The sequence below is a fragment of the Pseudomonas sp. PDM03 genome, from assembly GCF_014852385.1.
Taxonomy (GTDB): domain Bacteria; phylum Pseudomonadota; class Gammaproteobacteria; order Pseudomonadales; family Pseudomonadaceae; genus Aquipseudomonas; species Aquipseudomonas migulae.
In genome coordinates this window covers 43200-60187 of sequence record NZ_JACVBM010000003.1, presented here as the reverse complement: position 1 = coordinate 60187, position 16988 = coordinate 43200, and the positions used below count along the sequence as shown (strand labels likewise).

Annotated in this window: 17 protein-coding genes, 1 tRNA gene and 2 pseudogenes; 8 read left to right on the top strand and 12 right to left on the bottom strand. The window is 59.2% G+C overall.

The genetic code is table 11. From position 1 onward, the window contains the following. Positions 1 to 7: 7 nt before the first annotated feature. The 6 genes from IB254_RS07140 to IB254_RS07115 form a co-directional block, all read right to left on the bottom strand. Positions 8 to 793 (bottom strand): transporter substrate-binding domain-containing protein, encoded by a 786-nt coding sequence (locus IB254_RS07140; RefSeq protein WP_192416875.1) that lies wholly within the window; start codon positions 791 to 793, stop codon positions 8 to 10. A gap of 92 nt (positions 794 to 885) precedes the next feature. After that, positions 886 to 1821, bottom strand: coding sequence for a copper homeostasis membrane protein CopD (gene copD, locus IB254_RS07135; RefSeq protein WP_192416874.1), 936 nt, complete (start codon positions 1819 to 1821; stop codon positions 886 to 888). A gap of 3 nt (positions 1822 to 1824) precedes the next feature. Then, complete coding sequence (copC, locus tag IB254_RS07130) at positions 1825 to 2196, bottom strand: copper homeostasis periplasmic binding protein CopC (protein ID WP_008037673.1); 372 nt, start codon at positions 2194 to 2196, stop codon at positions 1825 to 1827. 54 nt (positions 2197 to 2250) lie between these two features. Continuing rightward, positions 2251 to 3138 (bottom strand): copper resistance protein B, encoded by an 888-nt coding sequence (locus IB254_RS07125; RefSeq protein ID WP_192416873.1) that lies wholly within the window; start codon positions 3136 to 3138, stop codon positions 2251 to 2253. Between the two features lie 10 nt (positions 3139 to 3148). Then, positions 3149 to 4840 carry a copper resistance system multicopper oxidase gene (locus tag IB254_RS07120; RefSeq protein ID WP_192416872.1) on the bottom strand — a complete coding sequence of 564 codons (1692 nt, stop codon included), beginning with the start codon at positions 4838 to 4840 and terminating at the stop codon, positions 3149 to 3151. 115 nt (positions 4841 to 4955) lie between these two features. Beyond that, on the bottom strand, positions 4956 to 5660 hold the full coding sequence (locus IB254_RS07115; protein ID WP_192416871.1) for a murein L,D-transpeptidase catalytic domain family protein: 705 nt from the start codon (positions 5658 to 5660) through the stop codon (positions 4956 to 4958). 81 nt (positions 5661 to 5741) lie between these two features. Between IB254_RS07115 and IB254_RS07110 the strand changes: the two genes are divergently transcribed. Both IB254_RS07110 and IB254_RS07105 read left to right on the top strand, forming a co-directional pair. Continuing rightward, entirely contained in the window at positions 5742 to 7487 is a 1746-nt protein-coding gene (locus IB254_RS07110) for a L,D-transpeptidase family protein (protein ID WP_192416870.1), read from the top strand. 135 nt (positions 7488 to 7622) lie between these two features. Beyond that, a complete protein-coding gene (locus IB254_RS07105; RefSeq protein ID WP_192417006.1) occupies positions 7623 to 8414 on the top strand; it encodes a lipopolysaccharide biosynthesis protein in 792 nt (263 codons plus the stop codon). 104 nt (positions 8415 to 8518) lie between these two features. On the opposite strand, the pseudogene IB254_RS07100 reads toward IB254_RS07105, so the two are convergent. Continuing rightward, positions 8519 to 9139: pseudogene (locus IB254_RS07100) on the bottom strand (LysR substrate-binding domain-containing protein); the annotation flags it as partial. On the opposite strand from IB254_RS07100, the pseudogene IB254_RS07095 reads away from it, so the two are divergent. Both IB254_RS07095 and IB254_RS07090 read left to right on the top strand, forming a co-directional pair. Then, positions 9123 to 9428, top strand: a pseudogene (locus IB254_RS07095) (class II aldolase/adducin family protein); the annotation flags it as partial. The pseudogenes IB254_RS07100 and IB254_RS07095 sit on opposite strands and share 17 nt — an antisense overlap. Before the next feature lie 64 nt (positions 9429 to 9492). Continuing rightward, a complete protein-coding gene (locus IB254_RS07090) occupies positions 9493 to 11064 on the top strand; it encodes a GGDEF domain-containing protein (protein ID WP_192416869.1) in 1572 nt (523 codons plus the stop codon). Between the two features lie 30 nt (positions 11065 to 11094). On the opposite strand, the gene IB254_RS07085 is transcribed toward IB254_RS07090, so the two are convergent. Next, a complete protein-coding gene (locus tag IB254_RS07085) occupies positions 11095 to 11682 on the bottom strand; it encodes a GNAT family N-acetyltransferase (RefSeq protein ID WP_192416868.1) in 588 nt (195 codons plus the stop codon). A gap of 127 nt (positions 11683 to 11809) precedes the next feature. Between IB254_RS07085 and IB254_RS07080 the strand changes: the two genes are divergently transcribed. Together IB254_RS07080 and IB254_RS07075 are read left to right on the top strand one after the other, a co-directional pair. Further along, on the top strand, positions 11810 to 12604 hold the full coding sequence (locus IB254_RS07080; protein WP_192416867.1) for an exodeoxyribonuclease III: 795 nt from the start codon (positions 11810 to 11812) through the stop codon (positions 12602 to 12604). 112 nt (positions 12605 to 12716) lie between these two features. Then, the gene (locus IB254_RS07075) at positions 12717 to 13544 is read left to right on the top strand and encodes an arylamine N-acetyltransferase family protein (RefSeq protein WP_192416866.1); all 828 of its coding nucleotides are present in this window, start codon (positions 12717 to 12719) and stop codon (positions 13542 to 13544) included. 1 nt (position 13545) lies between these two features. Here the strand turns inward: IB254_RS07075 and IB254_RS07070 are convergent, their stop codons facing one another. Both IB254_RS07070 and IB254_RS07065 read right to left on the bottom strand, forming a co-directional pair. Beyond that, the gene (locus tag IB254_RS07070; protein ID WP_192416865.1) at positions 13546 to 13878 is read right to left on the bottom strand and encodes a BrnA antitoxin family protein; all 333 of its coding nucleotides are present in this window, start codon (positions 13876 to 13878) and stop codon (positions 13546 to 13548) included. Between the two features lie 3 nt (positions 13879 to 13881). After that, entirely contained in the window at positions 13882 to 14166 is a 285-nt protein-coding gene (locus IB254_RS07065) for a BrnT family toxin (RefSeq protein WP_192417005.1), read from the bottom strand. 253 nt (positions 14167 to 14419) lie between these two features. Between IB254_RS07065 and IB254_RS07060 the strand changes: the two genes are divergently transcribed. After that, positions 14420 to 15937 carry a nucleobase:cation symporter-2 family protein gene (locus IB254_RS07060; protein ID WP_008028327.1) on the top strand — a complete coding sequence of 506 codons (1518 nt, stop codon included), beginning with the start codon at positions 14420 to 14422 and terminating at the stop codon, positions 15935 to 15937. Positions 15938 to 16155: 218 nt separating this feature from the next. Here the strand turns inward: IB254_RS07060 and IB254_RS07055 are convergent. Next, a tRNA-Asn gene (locus IB254_RS07055) sits at positions 16156 to 16231 on the bottom strand. A 227-nt stretch (positions 16232 to 16458) separates the two neighbouring features. Between IB254_RS07055 and IB254_RS07050 the strand changes: the two genes are divergently transcribed. Then, positions 16459 to 16689: a hypothetical protein gene (locus IB254_RS07050; RefSeq protein ID WP_008007186.1), complete on the top strand. Its 231-nt coding sequence runs from the start codon at positions 16459 to 16461 to the stop codon at positions 16687 to 16689. Here the strand turns inward: IB254_RS07050 and IB254_RS07045 are convergent. Beyond that, a complete protein-coding gene (locus IB254_RS07045; RefSeq protein WP_192416864.1) occupies positions 16686 to 16895 on the bottom strand; it encodes a hypothetical protein in 210 nt (69 codons plus the stop codon). The two genes, IB254_RS07050 and IB254_RS07045, sit on opposite strands and share 4 nt — an antisense overlap. Positions 16896 to 16988 lie beyond the last annotated feature (93 nt).

The window sequence follows — 16988 nt, the reverse complement described above, 5'->3', positions numbered from 1 at the left end:
AATAAGCCTATTTAGGCTCGGGCGTGGCGATCCACTGGCCTAAAACTTTCTGGTAGTTGCCCGTCACTTTGGCCAGGTGCAGCCATTGATCGACGTACAACTTCCACGTCATGTCGTCTCGCGGCAATAAATAAGCTTTCTCACCGTACTGCATGAACTGGCTCGGATTCACTGCGCACAAACCGGGTTTGAGTTTCTGCTGATACAGGGCTTCCGACGTGTCGGTAATCATCACGTCAGCTTTCTTGTCCAGCAGCTCCTGGAAGATGGTCACGTTGTCGTGAAGGCTCAATTGCGCCTTGGGCAGGAAGGCGTGAACGAACGCTTCGTTGGTGCCGCCGGCCGGTTCGACCAAGCGAACCGAAGGCTGGTTGATTTGCTCGACGGTCTGATACTTCGCCTGATCTTCGCAGCGCACCAACGGGATTTTGCCGTCGACGTCCAGCGTGGTGCTGAAGAAGGCTTTTTTCTGACGTTCCAGGGTGACCGAGATCCCGCCCATGCCGATGTCGCATTTGCCCGCCAGCATGTCGGGCATCAGGGTTTTCCAGGTGGTCGGTATCCACTCGACCTTGACGCCAAGGCTGTCGGCCAGCGAGCGGGCCATGGCGATGTCGATGCCTGAGTATTCGCCGTTCTCGGCTTTAAACGTGTAGGGCTTGTAATCGCCCGTGGTGCACACGCGTAGTTGGCCTTGCTGGATGACGCTGTCCAGGTGCGATTGTTCGGCCTGGGCGCCAAACGATAGTGCGAGCAGGCTACCGAGCATTACTGTGTATTTATTGGTTTTCATGTGTACCCGACTTCCGTGATGGATTGGGGCTGAGAGTACTTAATTTTTCCTGCCGATGGTTATAAGTACTTCGGATTCTGCTGCCCGATTGGCTATTGCGCTGCGGACTGCATTTCCGGACTCTGCGTCCCCAGCCAGGCCACCAGCCCCACAATCAACACCGCGAGCGCCAACTCGACCACCATGCTGCGTCGCAACGCGTTGGCGGCAACTTCGTATTTCCCCTCCCGTAACGAGCGCTCCAGGAACGGCCCAAGGTGAAACCGGTTCAACGCGGCGAGCACCAGCATCCCGGCAAACAACCCCACTTTGATAAACAGCAAAATCCCGTAGGTACTTAGCAACACGTCATCAAGCTTCGGCCCGACGATGAACAGGTAATTCACGACACCCGTGACAGTGATGACGACCACGATCACCGCGCCCACCCATTCAAATCGAGCGACAGCCCGAGCCAGTAACCTGATGCGTTCTGCGGTTTTCAGCGCGTTGATTTTCGCCATCAATGCAAACGCGACCAGCGCACCCAGCCACGCGCCTGCCGCCAGCAGATGCAGAATGTCCATCGCAAAATGCCAATAACGACGGCTGCCTTCATCCATCGCCCCATGACCGCTCCAGGCCAGGGAGGCGAGGGCGATCGCGCCGCAAATCGACGCAACCAGCAAGCTGGCGCCGGGCAGGCGGTGATTGACCATCAGCATCAAACCGGCCATCACCAGCACAACAACTCGAACCGACCAGGCCAACCCGAAATCCGTCTCGAACACCATCATCTGGACATGCGGTCGCAGCTCGGTGAAGTCCGATTCTCCGCTCATCGCACTCACCATCGTCAGCATGCTCGCCACGGACAACAGCACTCCGAACGCGGCCGTCACCTGAAGGATCAGCCGAAACGGCAGCACCGCCCCGGACACCCGCTCGCGCCCCGCAAGGCTGTAGAGCCCGAACAATCCCAGCCCAAACAGCACCATCAAATCCACATACAACCCAAACCGCAGTGCAATGCTGACCCAGTCGCTCATCAATCACTTCACTTTGAACGTAACGTTGCCGGTGATCGGGTGAGTGTCCGAAGACACCGCGCGCCATTCGACTTTGTAGCTGCCGGCGGGCAACGGCGAGAGTGGGGTGATGAGCATGGTTTTCGGGTCGCTGCCGCCGGTGACTTTGGCTTTCATCGGCATCGGGGAGTGCGCCATGCCGGGCATCTCGGTCATGACCAGTTTCGCGCCGGAAAACTGGGTCATGAGGCTTTCGGAAAAGTGCAGTTCGATTGTGCTCGGTGCCGCGCCATCCGCACCTTCGGCCGGGGTGGATGAGAGCAGTTTCGGGTGCGCCTGAGCCAGTGTGCTCATGAGCAAGCCGATGACAACAGCGGTGGTTTTCATTGTGCGCATGCAAGGCCTCTTTACCGCTCGAAGCGGTTTTTTTTGATGGTGATGTGAGTGCGATCAGAACCACAGCCGAACGCCGAGAACGACGCGTGCTTCACTGCGATCCTCGCCATCGTCTTTGGCGAAATCGGCGGTTTTGCCGTAGGTGCGGTTCCAGGTCACGCCGATGTACGGGGCGATTTCCCGGCGAATTTCATAGCGCAACCGCAGCCCGGCTTCGGTGTTGGAGAGCCCGGAACCAATGCCCCGCTGCGGATCGTTTTTGCCGTAGACATTCAGCTCGGCGGTCGGCTGCACAATCAGCCGGTTGGTCAGCAGGATGTCGTAGTCACCTTCCAGCCGCACCGCGCTCTGGCCGCCTTCGCCGATGAACGCCGTGGCTTCGGCTTCGAAGTTGTACAGCGCCATGCCTTGCACGCCGAACGCAGCCCAGGTTTGCGGGGCGCCGGGTTTGAAGTCCTGGCGCACGCCGCTCACCACATCCCACCACGGCGAGATCGCATGGCCCCATAGCGCCTGGACTTCCGCGTCTTCGGTTTTGCCGTTGCTGCGCTCGCCTTCGGATCGCAGCCACAGGCGATCAATGTCACCGCCGATCCAGCCCGATAAATCCCAGGCCAGCGCGCTGCCATCGTCGGCGTCCTGCCATTCGAGTTTGTCGGCGAGGAAGTAGTGATTGAGCGCGGAATCATGCACGTTATGGCCGCCGGGGCTGACGAACACGGCGGCGCGGTCGGCATCGGTCAGCGGCGGGATCGGGGTGCGGCTTTCAGTGGGCGCGGCGGGCTGCATCTGGCCGTCGTCCATGCCCTGCATCTGGCCATGGTCCATGCCCGGCATCTGGCTGTGATCCATGTTCTGCATGTGGTTGGTGGCGGCGCTCGCCGAAGAAAGCGTCAGGCCCGTCGTGCAAACGGCGAGAAAAATCGATGTAAGTCTGGTCATGGGTAGCGCCTTATTCTTCCACGCGAACTTCACGGAACATGCCCATTTCCATGTGGTACAGGAGGTGGCAGTGATAGGCCCAGCGGCCGAGTGCGTCGGCGGTCACCCGATAGCTGCGTCGGGAGCCGGGGGGCATGTCGATGGTGTGTTTGCGCACCATGAACTCGCCGTTCTCGTCTTCGAGGTCGCTCCACATGCCGTGCAGGTGGATGGGGTGGGTCATCATCGTGTCGTTGACCAGCACGATGCGCACGCGCTCGCCGTACTTGAGGCGCAGCGGTTCGGCATCGGAGAATTTCACGCCGTTGAACGACCACGCGAACTTTTCCATGTGGCCGGTGAGGTGCAGTTCGAGGGTGCGGCCCGGGTCGCGGCCGTCCGGGTCTTCGAAGGTGCTGCGCAGGTCGGAATAGGTCAGGACGCGGCGGCCGTTGTTGCGCAAGCCAAGGCCGGGATCGTCGAATTTCGGCGAGGTGCTCATGGCTTGCATGTCCACCAGCGGGTTGTCGTTTTCCGTCGCGGGATGCGCTTGCATGCCACCCATCGCGCTGTGGTCCATGCCGGCCATGCTGCCGTGATCCATCCCGCCCATGCCCATGTCATCCATGGTCACCAACGGTCGCGGATCGAGTGCAGGCACCGGCGCGGACAAACCCGCCTTCATCGCCAGCGTGCCGCGCGCATATCCGGTGCGATCCATAGACTGGGCGAACACGGTGTAAGCGTCCTGCGTCGGCTCGACAATCACATCAAAGGTCTCGGCCACCGCGATGCGGAATTCGTCGACGCTCACCGGTTTGACATGCAGCCCGTCCGCCGCGACCACCGTCATTTTCAGGCCGGGAATACGCACGTCGAAGTAGGTCATGGCCGAACCGTTGATAAACCGCAGTCGCAGTTTTTCACCTGGCCGGAACACACCCGTCCAGTTCGAGTCCGGCGCCAGGCCGTTCATTAAGTAGGTGTAAGTGGCGCCGCTGACGTCGGCGAGGTCTGTGGGATTCATCTTCATTTCGGCCCACATCTTTCGAACGGCGACCGTGGCGGCCCAACCGTTTTTGCTGACGTCGTCGATGAAATCGCCCACGGTGCGCTTGTTGTAGTTGTAGTAGTCGGATTGTTTTTTCAGGGTGTTCATCAGGCTGGCCGCGTCTTCGTCGGTCCAGTCGGTCAGCATCACCACGTGATCGCGGTCGTACTCAAAGGGCTCCGGCTCCTTGGCGTCGATCACCAGCGGACCGTAAACGCCGGACTGCTCCTGAAGGCCCGAATGGCTGTGATACCAGTAGGTGCCGTTCTGCCGGACCTGAAATTGATAGACGTACACGCCGCCCGGTTCGATGCCGTGAAAACTCAGGCCCGGCACGCCGTCCATGTTGGCCGGCAGCAAAATGCCGTGCCAGTGAATGGAGGTGGTTTCCTTGAGCCGGTTCTTCACCCGCAGCGTAACCGTGTCGCCTTCACGCCAGCGCAGCAGCGGGCCGGGAATGCCGCCGTTGATGGTCATCGCGGTGCGCGGATTGCCGGTGATGTTGACCGGGGTTTCGCCGATGAACAGCTCGAAATCGCTGCCCGTGAGCATCTGCGGTTCGCCAGGGCGGGTGAGCGCCCACACAGGCGTGCGCCATAACCCGAGGCCGCCGAGCAATCCGCCCGCGGCCAGCCCCTTTACGAAGGTGCGTCTTGAAGTGTTGGAGTGCATGCCGTTTTTATTCCCGGTCCGTCAGTTGGGAGACAACTTGACGACGAGGCTAACGGGCGATGCCTTTCAGCAGACTGAGGCGGGGATTACAGTTTTGACAGTTTCAACGCGGTGTTCAACGGTTGGTGGAAGGCTTGGCGGTCGACGCCACCGTCCCGCTACCGCAATTGATATACGAAGACTTTTTCAGCCAGCGCTGATCCGGGTAGTACGAAAACAACAGTTGCCCGTCTTTCATCGAGTCAATCAGCTTGTGCGCAATCGCCGGCCGTACCGCCGGGCAGCCGAGGCTGCGGCCAATCCGCCCGTTTGCCCGTGCAAGCACCGGGCTGACATAAGGCGCGCCATGAATGACGATCGCCCGGTCGAAGGCGTTGTCGTTGAAGCCCGGTTCGAGTCCTTCCATGCGCAACGAATAACCGTTCTGCCCAACGTAACTTGACTGCGTACGATACAAGCCCAGGCTGGTGGCGAAGCTTTCGTTTTGATTGGAAAACTTGACCGCCATGTTCTCGCCGCTGTTGCGACCGTGGGCAACCAATTCGTGAAACAGTAATTTGCGCTGTTTAAGGTCAAACACCCAAAGGCGTTGTTCGGTGGAGGGCAGGGAGTAATCGATGACGGCAAGTCTTTGGACAGGCGCGGCACCTTGGGCCAAGCTGCATTGAGAGGCACGTACGGCCAGTGCAATCACCTTGGCGTTAGCGTCTGGAGCGGCTTTGACCAAAGCGGCTTCAAGTGAGTCGGCGTAGGCTGCCGTGACTGACGTTGAACTCAGCAGCAGGGCCGTAATTAGGAAGCCGAAGCGGTCTAGCGCCATATGCGTGTCTCATCATGATTGTTTCGAGTCTAGCAGCGCGAGCGCGGCTAGCCGGTGAATGCGGGAGATTAAGGATTATCCATGGGGCAGTTAACAAGGTTATTCGTCATAAGCCGTGTATTTTTTATGGGCTTTCTGATCAGCGGTGCAGCGATTGCGCAAACTTCGCCGATCGAGCGGTCATCTACATCTATCAACGCCAGTGAGGCTGCAGCGGATGACATCGTCGGTCAGACGATTCAAAGCATGCTGGCGCCGTTGGCTTCGGCGTTTCCGCCGCTGCTCACATCCCCCAGGCATCAACGGGTAGACGTCAACCGTGTGGTGATGGATTTCTATATGCATCGCGGTTATCGCGCAGCGTGGACACAAGACAGTGATGTCAGCCAACTGCTGAAAAGCCTGGACAACACACAAGCGGATGGTCTGGAGCCGGCAGATTTTCATATTGATGAACTGGCCAAGGCACGAGCGTCGATGCAAACCCCGGCGCAGCGGGCGAGTTTCGATGTCGTCGCCACGCGAACGTTCATCGCCGCGCTCCTGCAATTGCGGCGCGGCAAAGTCGACCCTTCGCGCCTGGACATTCATTGGAATTTCGACCCGGTCGGCGTCGATCCGCGTGAAGACGTGAACACCTTCTTCGCCGCCCTCGACAGCCATGACGTCGCCCGGGCATTCGCTCAAGCGCCACCGCAAGAAGCGGTTTATGGCAGCTTGCGCATGGGTTTGGCGCAACTGCGCAAGGTTCGGGATGCGGGTGGCTGGCCGAAGGTTGCCGAAGACAAGTCGCTCAAGCCTGGTATGGACGAACCTGCGGTCGCGCAGCTGCGAGCCCGTTTGGCGGCCGGTGGTTATCTGGCCCCACAGTTGAAACCACGTAGCGACTACGACGCTGTCGTCACCGCGGCGGTCAAAAAGTATCAAGCCGAACAATACCTGGGCGCGGACGGTGTTGCCGGGGCGGCGACGCTCGCGGCGTTGAATGTGTCGGTTGAGGCGCGGATCGACCAGGTTCGGGTGAACATGGAGCGTGCGCGTTGGTTGCTGTACAAACTTCAGGGCACTTTTGTCATTGTTGACATAGCTGGTTACAAAGTTGCGCTCTACCGCGACGGCAAGCCGATCTGGCGTTCTCGGGTGCAAGTCGGCAAACCGTTTCGCAGTACGCCGGTGTTCCAGTCAGAGATTACTTACGTCACGTTCAACCCTACCTGGACCGTGCCCCCGACCATTCTGGTCAAGGACATGTTGCCCAAGATTCAGAAAAATCCCGGCTACCTTGCCGCCAACCGAATCAAGCCGATTGACCGTGAAGGGAACTTGCTCGACCCATCGACGGTCGATTGGTCCAACCCGCGCGGCGTTACGCTGCGACAGGATGCCGGGCCGGACAACTCGCTGGGCCAGGTCGTGATCCGGTTTCCCAATGAATACGCGATTTATCTGCACGACACGCCGCATCGCGAGTTGTTTGCTCAATCTCGTCGCGCCACCAGTTCAGGCTGCATCAGGGTCGAGAACCCGCTGCAGTTGGTGGAGCTGTTGTTCAACGATCCGGTGCACTGGAACAGCACCGGGATCCAGGCGCAGTTGGCCAACGGCAAGACCGAAAACATCCGGCTTCCCGTCAAGGTGCCGGTGCTGTTGGCTTACTGGACGGTGGACCTGAGTAATGATGGTCGCGTGATGTTCAAGCCCGATGTCTACGGGTACGACTCTGCGGTTCTGCGGGGATTGAATCTGCGTTCGGAACTGCCTGCTCCGCAATGGCAGCAGGCAGGACTGCCTGCGCTGGCGGCCGGGCAAAAAAGCACTGGCGAATAGCAGGGAGCTGCAGTTGCAGAGGTCGGCTCCTGTTCATTCGGCGAGGCCAGTCCGCAGCGGCTGCAGCGACGCGGTTTGCGCCATGGTTGAAAACTACCACAATGAAAAAGACCCAAAGGAACAGGGACAGTGAAGATGGATGTTGTGCCAGAAAACACGGTACCCATTGCAGGTTTGCCTCGTGTGCATGACCTCGATGAGTGCCGCAACATTCAAAAAGGACCGGTGTTCATCATTGCCTCGGGAGCAACCGCCAAGGATTTTCCGCTGGAGAACTACGCAGACATTCCGATGATCACCATGAACGGGGCCATCTCGAAGTTCATCGGTACCGATATCAAGCCGTTCTTTTATGCCTGCACCGACATTGCCTTTTACCGGGAACAGCCCGAATTGCTGGCGGCGGGGATGCACCTCAGTGAGCGGGTTGCCGTGTGGGAAGAGCACATCCGGCGTTCGGCCGTCATGCCCGAAGGGGACCTGTACCTGCTGACCAAGGCGCCCAAGCTTTCCTGGACTGACCTGGTCTTCAGGGGTGATAAGGAACTCATCAGAAGTCGCAGGCTTGGAAACGGTCGCAACAGAACCCTGGGGTTCAGCAAGAACCTCAAGCGCGGCTTTTTTGATGCGCGCACGGTGGCCTATCTGGCGCTGCAAATTGCCTACCACGCAGGTTTTAACAAGGTGTTTTTGGTGGGTGTCGACTTGAATCAGTCAGTGCGGCGTTTCTATGAAGAAGACGATGCCGACGCCTCACCGTGCATGCTCGATCAGCATTTTTTTACGAGAATTCTGCCCTCGTTCAAGATCCTGTCGAAGTACGTCGTGAATGATGATTTTCAGGTTTACAACTTGTCCGGTTCTTCAAGGATTCCTGGCGAACTTATTCCCCGGGTGACGTTGGATGAAGTCGACAGGATGCTCTGAGGATTGTCTGTGCTTCATGAATGTGGGTGCTCTTGAGGCACCCGTTTTTTTGCGCGAGCTTCAACCGGTGTCAACCGCTCGGTACCTGCACGCAGTCTTCTTGTTCATGCCTTGCCCAGCTCCTCCTGCAAAAACGCCACCAAGGCTCGCTGCAACCCGGTCAACGCGCCCTCGCGGCTGATCAGCGCCAACTCGGTCGGCGGCAGTTCGGGCAGATCGCTGCACACGCGGTGCTCAGGCAACACCGCCGAAGCGGGCAGCACCGACACGCCCAGCCCGGAGGCCACCGCCGCCTGAATACCCGTCAGGCCGTGGCTGCCAAACGCAACGCGCCAGGGCCGCTGCGCCACATCCAGCAGACGGATCGCTCGTTGCCGATAAATGCAGCCCTGTGGGAACAAGGCCAAGGGCAATACCCCGTTGGCCGAGTCGACCCCCGCACCCTTGACCCACACCAGCGTTTCCGGCCACGCCGCCCAGCAGGGGCCGCTGTCCGGTTCGCGTTTGACCAGGGCAATATCGAGGGTGCCCGCCGCGAGTTTTTGCTTGAGATCGGTGCTCATGCCACTGACGGTTTCCAGGCGCGCTTCAGGCCTGGCCCGGTTGAATCCGGCAAGGATCACGGCCATGCGCCGGGCATCGAAATCTTCCGGTACGCCGATGCGCAGGATTTCCAGGTCGAGGTCGCTGGCCAAGGCTTCCACCGCCTCCGAGGACAGGGCCAGCGCCAGTGTCATGGGCAATGCCGACATTCTGTTTCTGAAAAACCACGGTGTGATTGTCGCCGGACCAACCATCGCCGAGGCGTGGGACGATCTGTATTACCTCGAACGTGCCGCCCAGGTGCAACTCATGGCGATGGCGACCCAGCGCGATCTCAAGCCTGTGCCCGAGCCGATTGCCCGGCGCGCCTACGAACAAATGCGCCTGGGGGATGCCGAAAGCGCGCGGGCGCATTTGCACAGTGCGATGCGCCGGCTGTCCAAAGGACGATTGCCCCTCATTACGGCGTAGACTAAGCTCGCAAAATATAAGGGTTTTGGGCCTTCGCCCATGCCTTACCCTTGCAGGATGAGCTTTGCCTATTCTCCAAAACGACCCGCACATCGCCACTGGCGTTGCTTTGAAACGGTTACCGCTGCGCAAGGCAGCGATGCTGTTCATTGTTGTGGTGTGCCTGTGCCTGTGCGGTTTGCTTTACCTGCAACTGGAGCAATCGCGCCGGCACGATCTGGCCGTGGCCGAAGTGGCGTCATCGAACCTGACGCGAGCCATGGCGCAGCAGGCCGAAGACACCTTCATGAAAGCCGACCTGGTGTTGACCAGTCTGGTTGACTGGATTCAGGCCGACGGCTACGGTCCGCCGCAGCGACCACGTCTTCAGAAAACGTTCGCCCAGCGGGTGCAGGCGCTGAGTCAATTGCACGGGATCTTGCTGTTTGACCAGAAGGGCCAGTGGATCGTGACCTCTTTTGCGGATCTGCCGCGTGGTCGAGGCGTGGCGGACCGCGAATACTTTATGTATCACCAGCAGAACGTATCGTCCGTGGCGCACATCGGACCGGCCATTCGCAGTCGTGAGAATGGCGAGTGGATCATTCCGGTCTCCAAGCGCATCAACGACAAAAACGGCCATTTCCAGGGCGTGTTGCTGGCCGGCATCAAGATGTCCTACTTCGACCAGTTCTTCAAAAGCTTCAGCCTTGATGACAATGGCTCGATGTTTTTGGGGCTGACCGACGGGACGTTGCTGGCGCGCCGGCCGTTTGTCGAAGCGCAGATCGGCACGTCGTTGGCCAATGGCGAGATCTTTCAGACGTTGCTGCCCAACGCGCCCTCCGGCAATGCAACGTTCCGTTCGGTGGTCGACGGCACCGTGCGGTTGTATGGCTACCGACAGCTCGACGCCTATCCGCTGGTTGTGTCGGCGGCATCGTCCAGGGATTCGATTCTCAAGGGGTGGTACGACACTGCGTTTCGATCCAGTGTCATCGTTGCCCTTGTCGTGCTGGGCATTGGGTTGTTCGGCTGGGTGTTCGTGCGCCAGGTTCGCCTCGGCGAGCAGGTCGAGGCGGATTTGCGCAAGGCCAAGGAGGCGCTGAAGCTCATCGCGACCCACGACAGCTTGACCGGCCTGGCCAATCGCCGACTGTTCGAGCAAGCGCTGGACATCGAGTTCGGCCGTGGCATCCGTCAGTCGAGTTCATTGAGCCTGATCATGCTCGATATCGATTACTTCAAGCGCTACAACGACGCTTATGGCCACGTAGCGGGGGACCATTGCCTGGCGCAAGTGGCGCGGGCGGTGAAGGGTTGCTGCCATCGAAAAGCCGATCTGGCGGTGCGGTACGGTGGTGAGGAGTTCGCAGTGTTGCTGCCGGATACCGATATTCACGGTGCGATGGTCATTGCCGAGCATATCCGTCGCGCCGTCATGGCCAAAAACATCAGCCACAGCGGTTCGCCCAACGGTTTCGTCACGGTCAGCCTTGGCTGCTATTCGTTTGTGCCCACGCGGCTGGACAGCACCGAAGTGTTCATCGGGCGTGCGGACGCCGCCTTGTATCAGGCCAAGCATTCAGGACGAAACCGTTCGGCGGTGCTGTCCATCGACGGCGGGATCGAGGAGTTGATGCGCTCGGATCGTTGAGACGACTCAGGCACGAGCGGTCTGTGTGGATTAGCGAAGGCTGTAGTCGGCAAGTTTTTGTTCGAGCCGCTGACGCACCATCGGCCATTCATCATCGATGATGCTGAACCGCACCGAGTTGCGCTTGCGTCCGTCCGGCATGATCCGTTCGTGACGCACGATACCTTCCTGTTGCGCGCCGAGCCTGAGGATTGCGTTGCGCGACTTCTGATTGTTCTCGTCGGTGGTGAACTGCACCCGCACGCAGTCCAGTACGTCGAAGGCGTGGCGCAGCATCAGGTATTTGGCTTCGGTGTTGACGAAGGTTTTTTGCCAGCGAGCCGAGATCCAGCTGCTGCCGATTTCGAGCTTGCGATTGAGCCGGTCGATTTTCCAGAAGCGCGTCGAACCGATGACCTCGCCGGTGTCCTTGAGCACGATGACGTAGGGCAGAACAGTGCCTGCATCCCGGCCGTCGAGGGCTTTTTTCAGGTAGCTGTGCACCGTGGTCGGGGAGGGCACGACGGTGACAGTCAGGTTCCACAGTTCGCCATCTTCGGCGGCGTGTACCAGCGCATCGGCATCGGCGTATTGCAGTGGGCGCAGGCAGATTCTGTTGCCTTCCAGCGGTGTTTCCATGGCGTCGGTTTTCTCGGCAGATCAGGCAGGCGTCGGGCGCCTATTACGCCGTAGATCCGACTGCCGACGCAACCACATGAAGGCGTGGAGGTCACACACTGAACACCCTCATTCGGAGTGTCCGCCCATGAAAAATCTGCGAATCGCAACGTTCAACGTCAACGGCATGCGCGCCCGACTACCGAACCTGCTGGCCTGGCTGCAGCGGGAAAAACCGGACATCGCCTGTTTGCAGGAGCTGAAGTCGGTGGACAGTGCGTTCCCCGTCGCAGAACTTGAGGGGGCCGGTTACGGAGCGATCTGGCAGGGCCAATCGTCGTGGAACGGGGTGGCGATTCTGGCGCGGGATGCAAAACCGCTGGAGAGTCGGCGCGGTCTGCCGGGGGACGACAGCGATACCCATAGTCGTTATCTGGAAGCCGCCGTACATGGTGTGTTGGTCGGCTGTCTGTATCTGCCCAATGGCAATCCGCAACCGGGGCCGAAGTTCGATTACAAGCTGGCATGGTTCGAGCGGCTGATCGCACACGCCGAGGGTCTCCAGCGCAGTGAACATCCGGTGGTGCTGGCGGGTGACTACAACGTGGTGCCGACCGACCTGGATATCTACAACCCACGCTCCTGGCTCAAGGATGCGTTGCTGCAACCGCAAAGCCGCGAGTGTTATCAGCGGTTGCTGGACCAGGGTTGGACCGATTCCCTGCGTTACCTTTATCCGCAGGATCGGCTTTACACTTTCTGGGATTACTTCCGACAGCACTGGCAGAAAAATTCCGGGTTGCGTATCGATCACCTGTTACTCAACCCGGCGTTGAGCCCCTATTTGCAGGAGGCCGGTGTCGATGCCTGGGTACGCAATGAACCGCATGCCAGTGACCACGCACCGACGTGGATTCAACTGAGTTCGCGCAAGCGTCGTTGATTTTTCGGTCGGGTGGCGATTGGCGAAATCAATTGTCGGTCGTACCACTTTTTCCCTTATACATGGCGGCCATAGGCGCAGAGATCTGCGGCCACTGCATAAGGACCGAGCAATGAGCGAGCCCCGCCTGAGCAATCTTGCGTTGTACCTGCAACGCCTGGGCTTCGATGCGCCACCGGCGCCGACCCTGGACACCCTGCGTCAACTGCAACTGCGTCATACCGGCGCATTCCCGTTTGAAAACCTCACCACGCTGTCAGGCGAGCCAGTGCTCATCGATCTGCCGTCCATCGAGCAAAAAGTCCTGCACGATGGTCGTGGCGGTTACTGTTACGAACTCAACAATCTGTTCCTGGCGCTGCTTCAGGCGCTGGGCTTCAACGCCCGTGGCATCTCCGGCCGAGTGGTCATGGGCCAACCCGAGGGCGCGTGGACAGCGCGGACACACCGCTTGAGCCTGGTTATCCTGGATGACGTGCGCTACATCACCGATGTCGGCTTCGGTGGCATGGTGCCTACGGCACCGCTGCTGCTCGATACCCAGGCCGAACAGCGCACGCCCCACGAACCCTATCGCATCGAGCAACATGCCGATGGCTACACCTTGCGCGCCAACGTTGCCGGTGAGTGGCGGGCGATGTACATCTTCGACCTGCAACGGCAGGAAGACATCGATTTCGCCGTCGGCAACTGGTACGTCTCGACCCACCCTGAATCGTCTTTTGCCAGGCAGCTGATGGTGGCGCGAACGGGGGAAGGCTGGCGGCGTACGCTCAACAACGGCAGTTTTGCGATTCACCGGATGGGCGGGGAGAGCGAACGTCTGCAGGTGACGGATGTGGATGAGCTGGTCGGATTGCTGGAGCGCGAGTTCGGGATTCGGGTGCCAGAGCACACAACGCTCAAACAAGTGCTTGCGCGGTTGATCGTGGCGACGTAGCTCAAGGCTTCATCACGCGATGAATTTCACTGAGCACCTCCGATAGTTTTTTCTCCAGGCTTTTTAGCTCGGCGGCCGTTATCCCTTCTTTGAAATGTCCGGCATTTACAACAGCGGTGTTCGGGATGGCCGCTGCGCTCTTGCTTCCATCGTCGAGCAAGGCCTTGCGCAAGGTGTTGTTGATCACCGTCTGATAACCGAAACCTTCGCTCTCGGCGGCGAGGCGCGCCGCGTCTAACACGACATCATCGAGCATGATGGTGATGCGGGTTTTGCCTTTGCTCGAGGCAACCGCTCCGCGTTTGGCGTTACTGAAATCGTATTCGTCTTTCATGGTTCAAGCCTCCAGATATCGGCGCTGCTCATTTTTGGTAGCGGCGCGCGCGGAAATGATTCGAACGAAATTCGGCTCGCGCCAGGTGTACGCAACGACCAACAATCGACCTTTGGCATCCAGCCCCATGATGATCCACCGCTGCTCATCGTGATGGTTGTCTTCCAGCGAGAGGGCTCTCTCGTCATAAAACACCGCCTCGGTCTCCGCGAGGCTGATCCCTTGGTGCTTTAATTTGTTAGCTGCGTTCTTTGCCTTGTGAAACTGAATCTCGAATGACTTCGTTATGCATACTTTATATGTATAAGCGAGAGGCGTCCGTGCCGGCGGTCGCTTGGAATGCCAAAGACTAGCGGGCGGGGGAGAAGGCGCAGGAAGGATGTATTTCAAATGTTTTTTTGGAGGGGGAAACAGCGCAGGGAAAGGACTGCATGGACACATGTCCATAATCTGACTGGTGAGTTGTATACAACTCTATAGACATTTGTCCTGAGTCTTGCATACAGTGTGCGCATAACAAAAACCAGGGAACCCCCCAACCATGAAAACGCCCCATGTTTCACACCAACGGCCTGAGGACGAAAACCTCGGTGTCGGCGCGAATATGGCTTACGGCCTGCAACACGTTCTGACCATGTACGGCGGCATTGTCGCGGTGCCTTTGATCATCGGCCAGGCGGCCGGGCTCTCGCCGGCGGACATCGGTTTGTTGATTGCTGCTTCATTGTTTGCGGGGGGCTTGGCAACATTGCTGCAGACCCTCGGTTTACCGTTTTTCGGTTGTCAGTTGCCGCTGGTGCAGGGCGTGTCCTTCTCGGGCGTCGCGACGATGGTGGCGATTGTCAGCAGTGGCGGGGAGGGCGGGTTTCAGTCGATTCTGGGTGCGGTGATTGCCGCGTCGTTGATCGGTTTGCTGATCACGCCGGTGTTCTCGCGAATCACCAAGTTCTTCCCGCCGTTGGTGACAGGCATCGTGATCACCACCATCGGCCTGACGCTGATGCCGGTGGCCGCGCGCTGGGCCATGGGTGGCAACAGCCATGCGCCGGATTTCGGCAGCATGGCGAACATCGGCCTGGCGGCGGTAACGCTGGTGCTAGTGTTGTTGCTGAGCAAGATCGGCAGCGCGACCATCTCCCGGTTGTCGATTCTGCTGGCCATGGTCATCGGCACGCTCATCGCGGTATTCCTCGGTATGGCGGACTTCTCGTCCGTCACCCAGGGCCCGATGTTCGGCTTCCCCACGCCATTCCACTTCGGCATGCCGACCTTCCACTTCGCTGCGATCCTGTCGATGTGCATCGTGGTCATGGTGACGCTGGTCGAAACCTCGGCGGACATCCTCGCGGTCGGTGAAATCATCGACACCAAAGTCGACTCCAAGCGTCTGGGCAACGGTCTGCGCGCCGACATGCTGTCGAGCATGATCGCGCCGATCTTCGGTTCTTTCACCCAGAGTGCGTTCGCCCAGAACGTCGGGCTGGTGGCGGTGACCGGGATCAAGAGCCGTTACGTGGTGGCTACCGGCGGCTTGTTTCTGGTGATCCTCGGCCTGCTGCCCTTCATGGGGCGGGTCATCGCAGCGGTACCGACCTCCGTGCTCGGCGGCGCCGGGATCGTGCTGTTCGGCACCGTGGCGGCCAGCGGAATTCGTACGCTGTCCAAGGTCGACTATCGCAACAACGTCAACCTGATCATCGTCGCCACTTCCATCGGTTTCGGTATGATCCCCATTGCCGCGCCGAACTTTTACGACCACTTCCCAAGCTGGTTCGCGACGATCTTCCACTCGGGCATCAGCTCCTCGGCAATCATGGCCATCGTGCTGAACCTGGCGTTCAACCACCTCACTGCCGGCAACTCGGATCAGCAGTCGGTGTTTGCTGCCGGTACTGAACGGGTCCTGCGCTATCAGGATCTGGCCGCGTTGCGCGAAGGGGATTACTTCAGCGAAGGCAAGCTGCATGACTGCGACGGGAAGGAGATCCCGGTGATAGAGACGGATCATGGGCATGGCGAGCCGAAGGCGGTGCATGTCAAAAGCAGTGAACATGTCTGAATAAAAAAGGCGCCCCCAGGGGCGCCTTTTACATGGATGGACTAACACGCAACCCTTGTAGGAGCCGGCTTGCCGGCGATGGCGGCCTGAAGAACGATGCATTCTTCAAGGCCCTCATCGCCGGCAAGCCGGCTCCTACAGGTCTTAAGTCATCTTTTCCAACGCCCACAAAAAAGCCCCTGAACCTTTCGATTCAGGGGCTTTTCGATCTTGCTGTCTGGCTCCACGACCTGGACTCGAACCAGGGACCCAGTGATTAACAGTCACTTGCTCTACCAACTGAGCTATCGCGGAATGGCGTGTATGTTACTGATTCAAAAAGAGAAGTCAAGCACCTGTTGGCAATTTGAGCGATTCGTCGGGACGGACGGCGGTTTATCGGCGATTGGCGGTTACCAGAATCGCACCAGAGGTCTACCATGGCCGCCCGGAAGTGGTGACACGCGCTGCCGGCCATTCGCCGAAAAGGTACGCGCCATGAATCACCCAACCCTCACACTTCGCCACAACGAGGTGTTCGCATGAGCATCGCTCAGATCAGCCTGCCCAAAGGGGTCGGTCCGCACGCCGAAAAATTGTTTGACGCAATTACTCAGGCCAGCACCGCTGACGAATTGAATCGCGCTGGCGGCAAGGCCGAAGGTTTTGTCCTGGGCCTGGAAAGCACCAAGGCCATCAAAAGCCAGGTCGCCGAGTCGCTGTACGTCGCTTATGACGATGCAGCCAGCCAGCGCGCGACCGAACTGGCTTAACCGCCGAACGTAATGGTGGCGAGCATCAGTTTGGCGTACAGCAGTGTCGCGCCCAGTTGAACCAGCCACAGCGCCAGGCCGCCAAGAAAGACCCCCGCAGCCACTTGCAGCACCAGATTGTTGCTGCGTTTGGCCGGGGTGCGGGGGATGAAGTCATTCAGCTCATCCAGGTCATCGCGCTCAGCGCGCAGGTCATCGTTTTTCATATTGGCTCACATCGAATTCAGTGGTGTACACAAACCTTGTAGGAGCCGGCTTGCTGGCGATGGCGTCCGTCCAGCCAATAAATAAGCTGACTG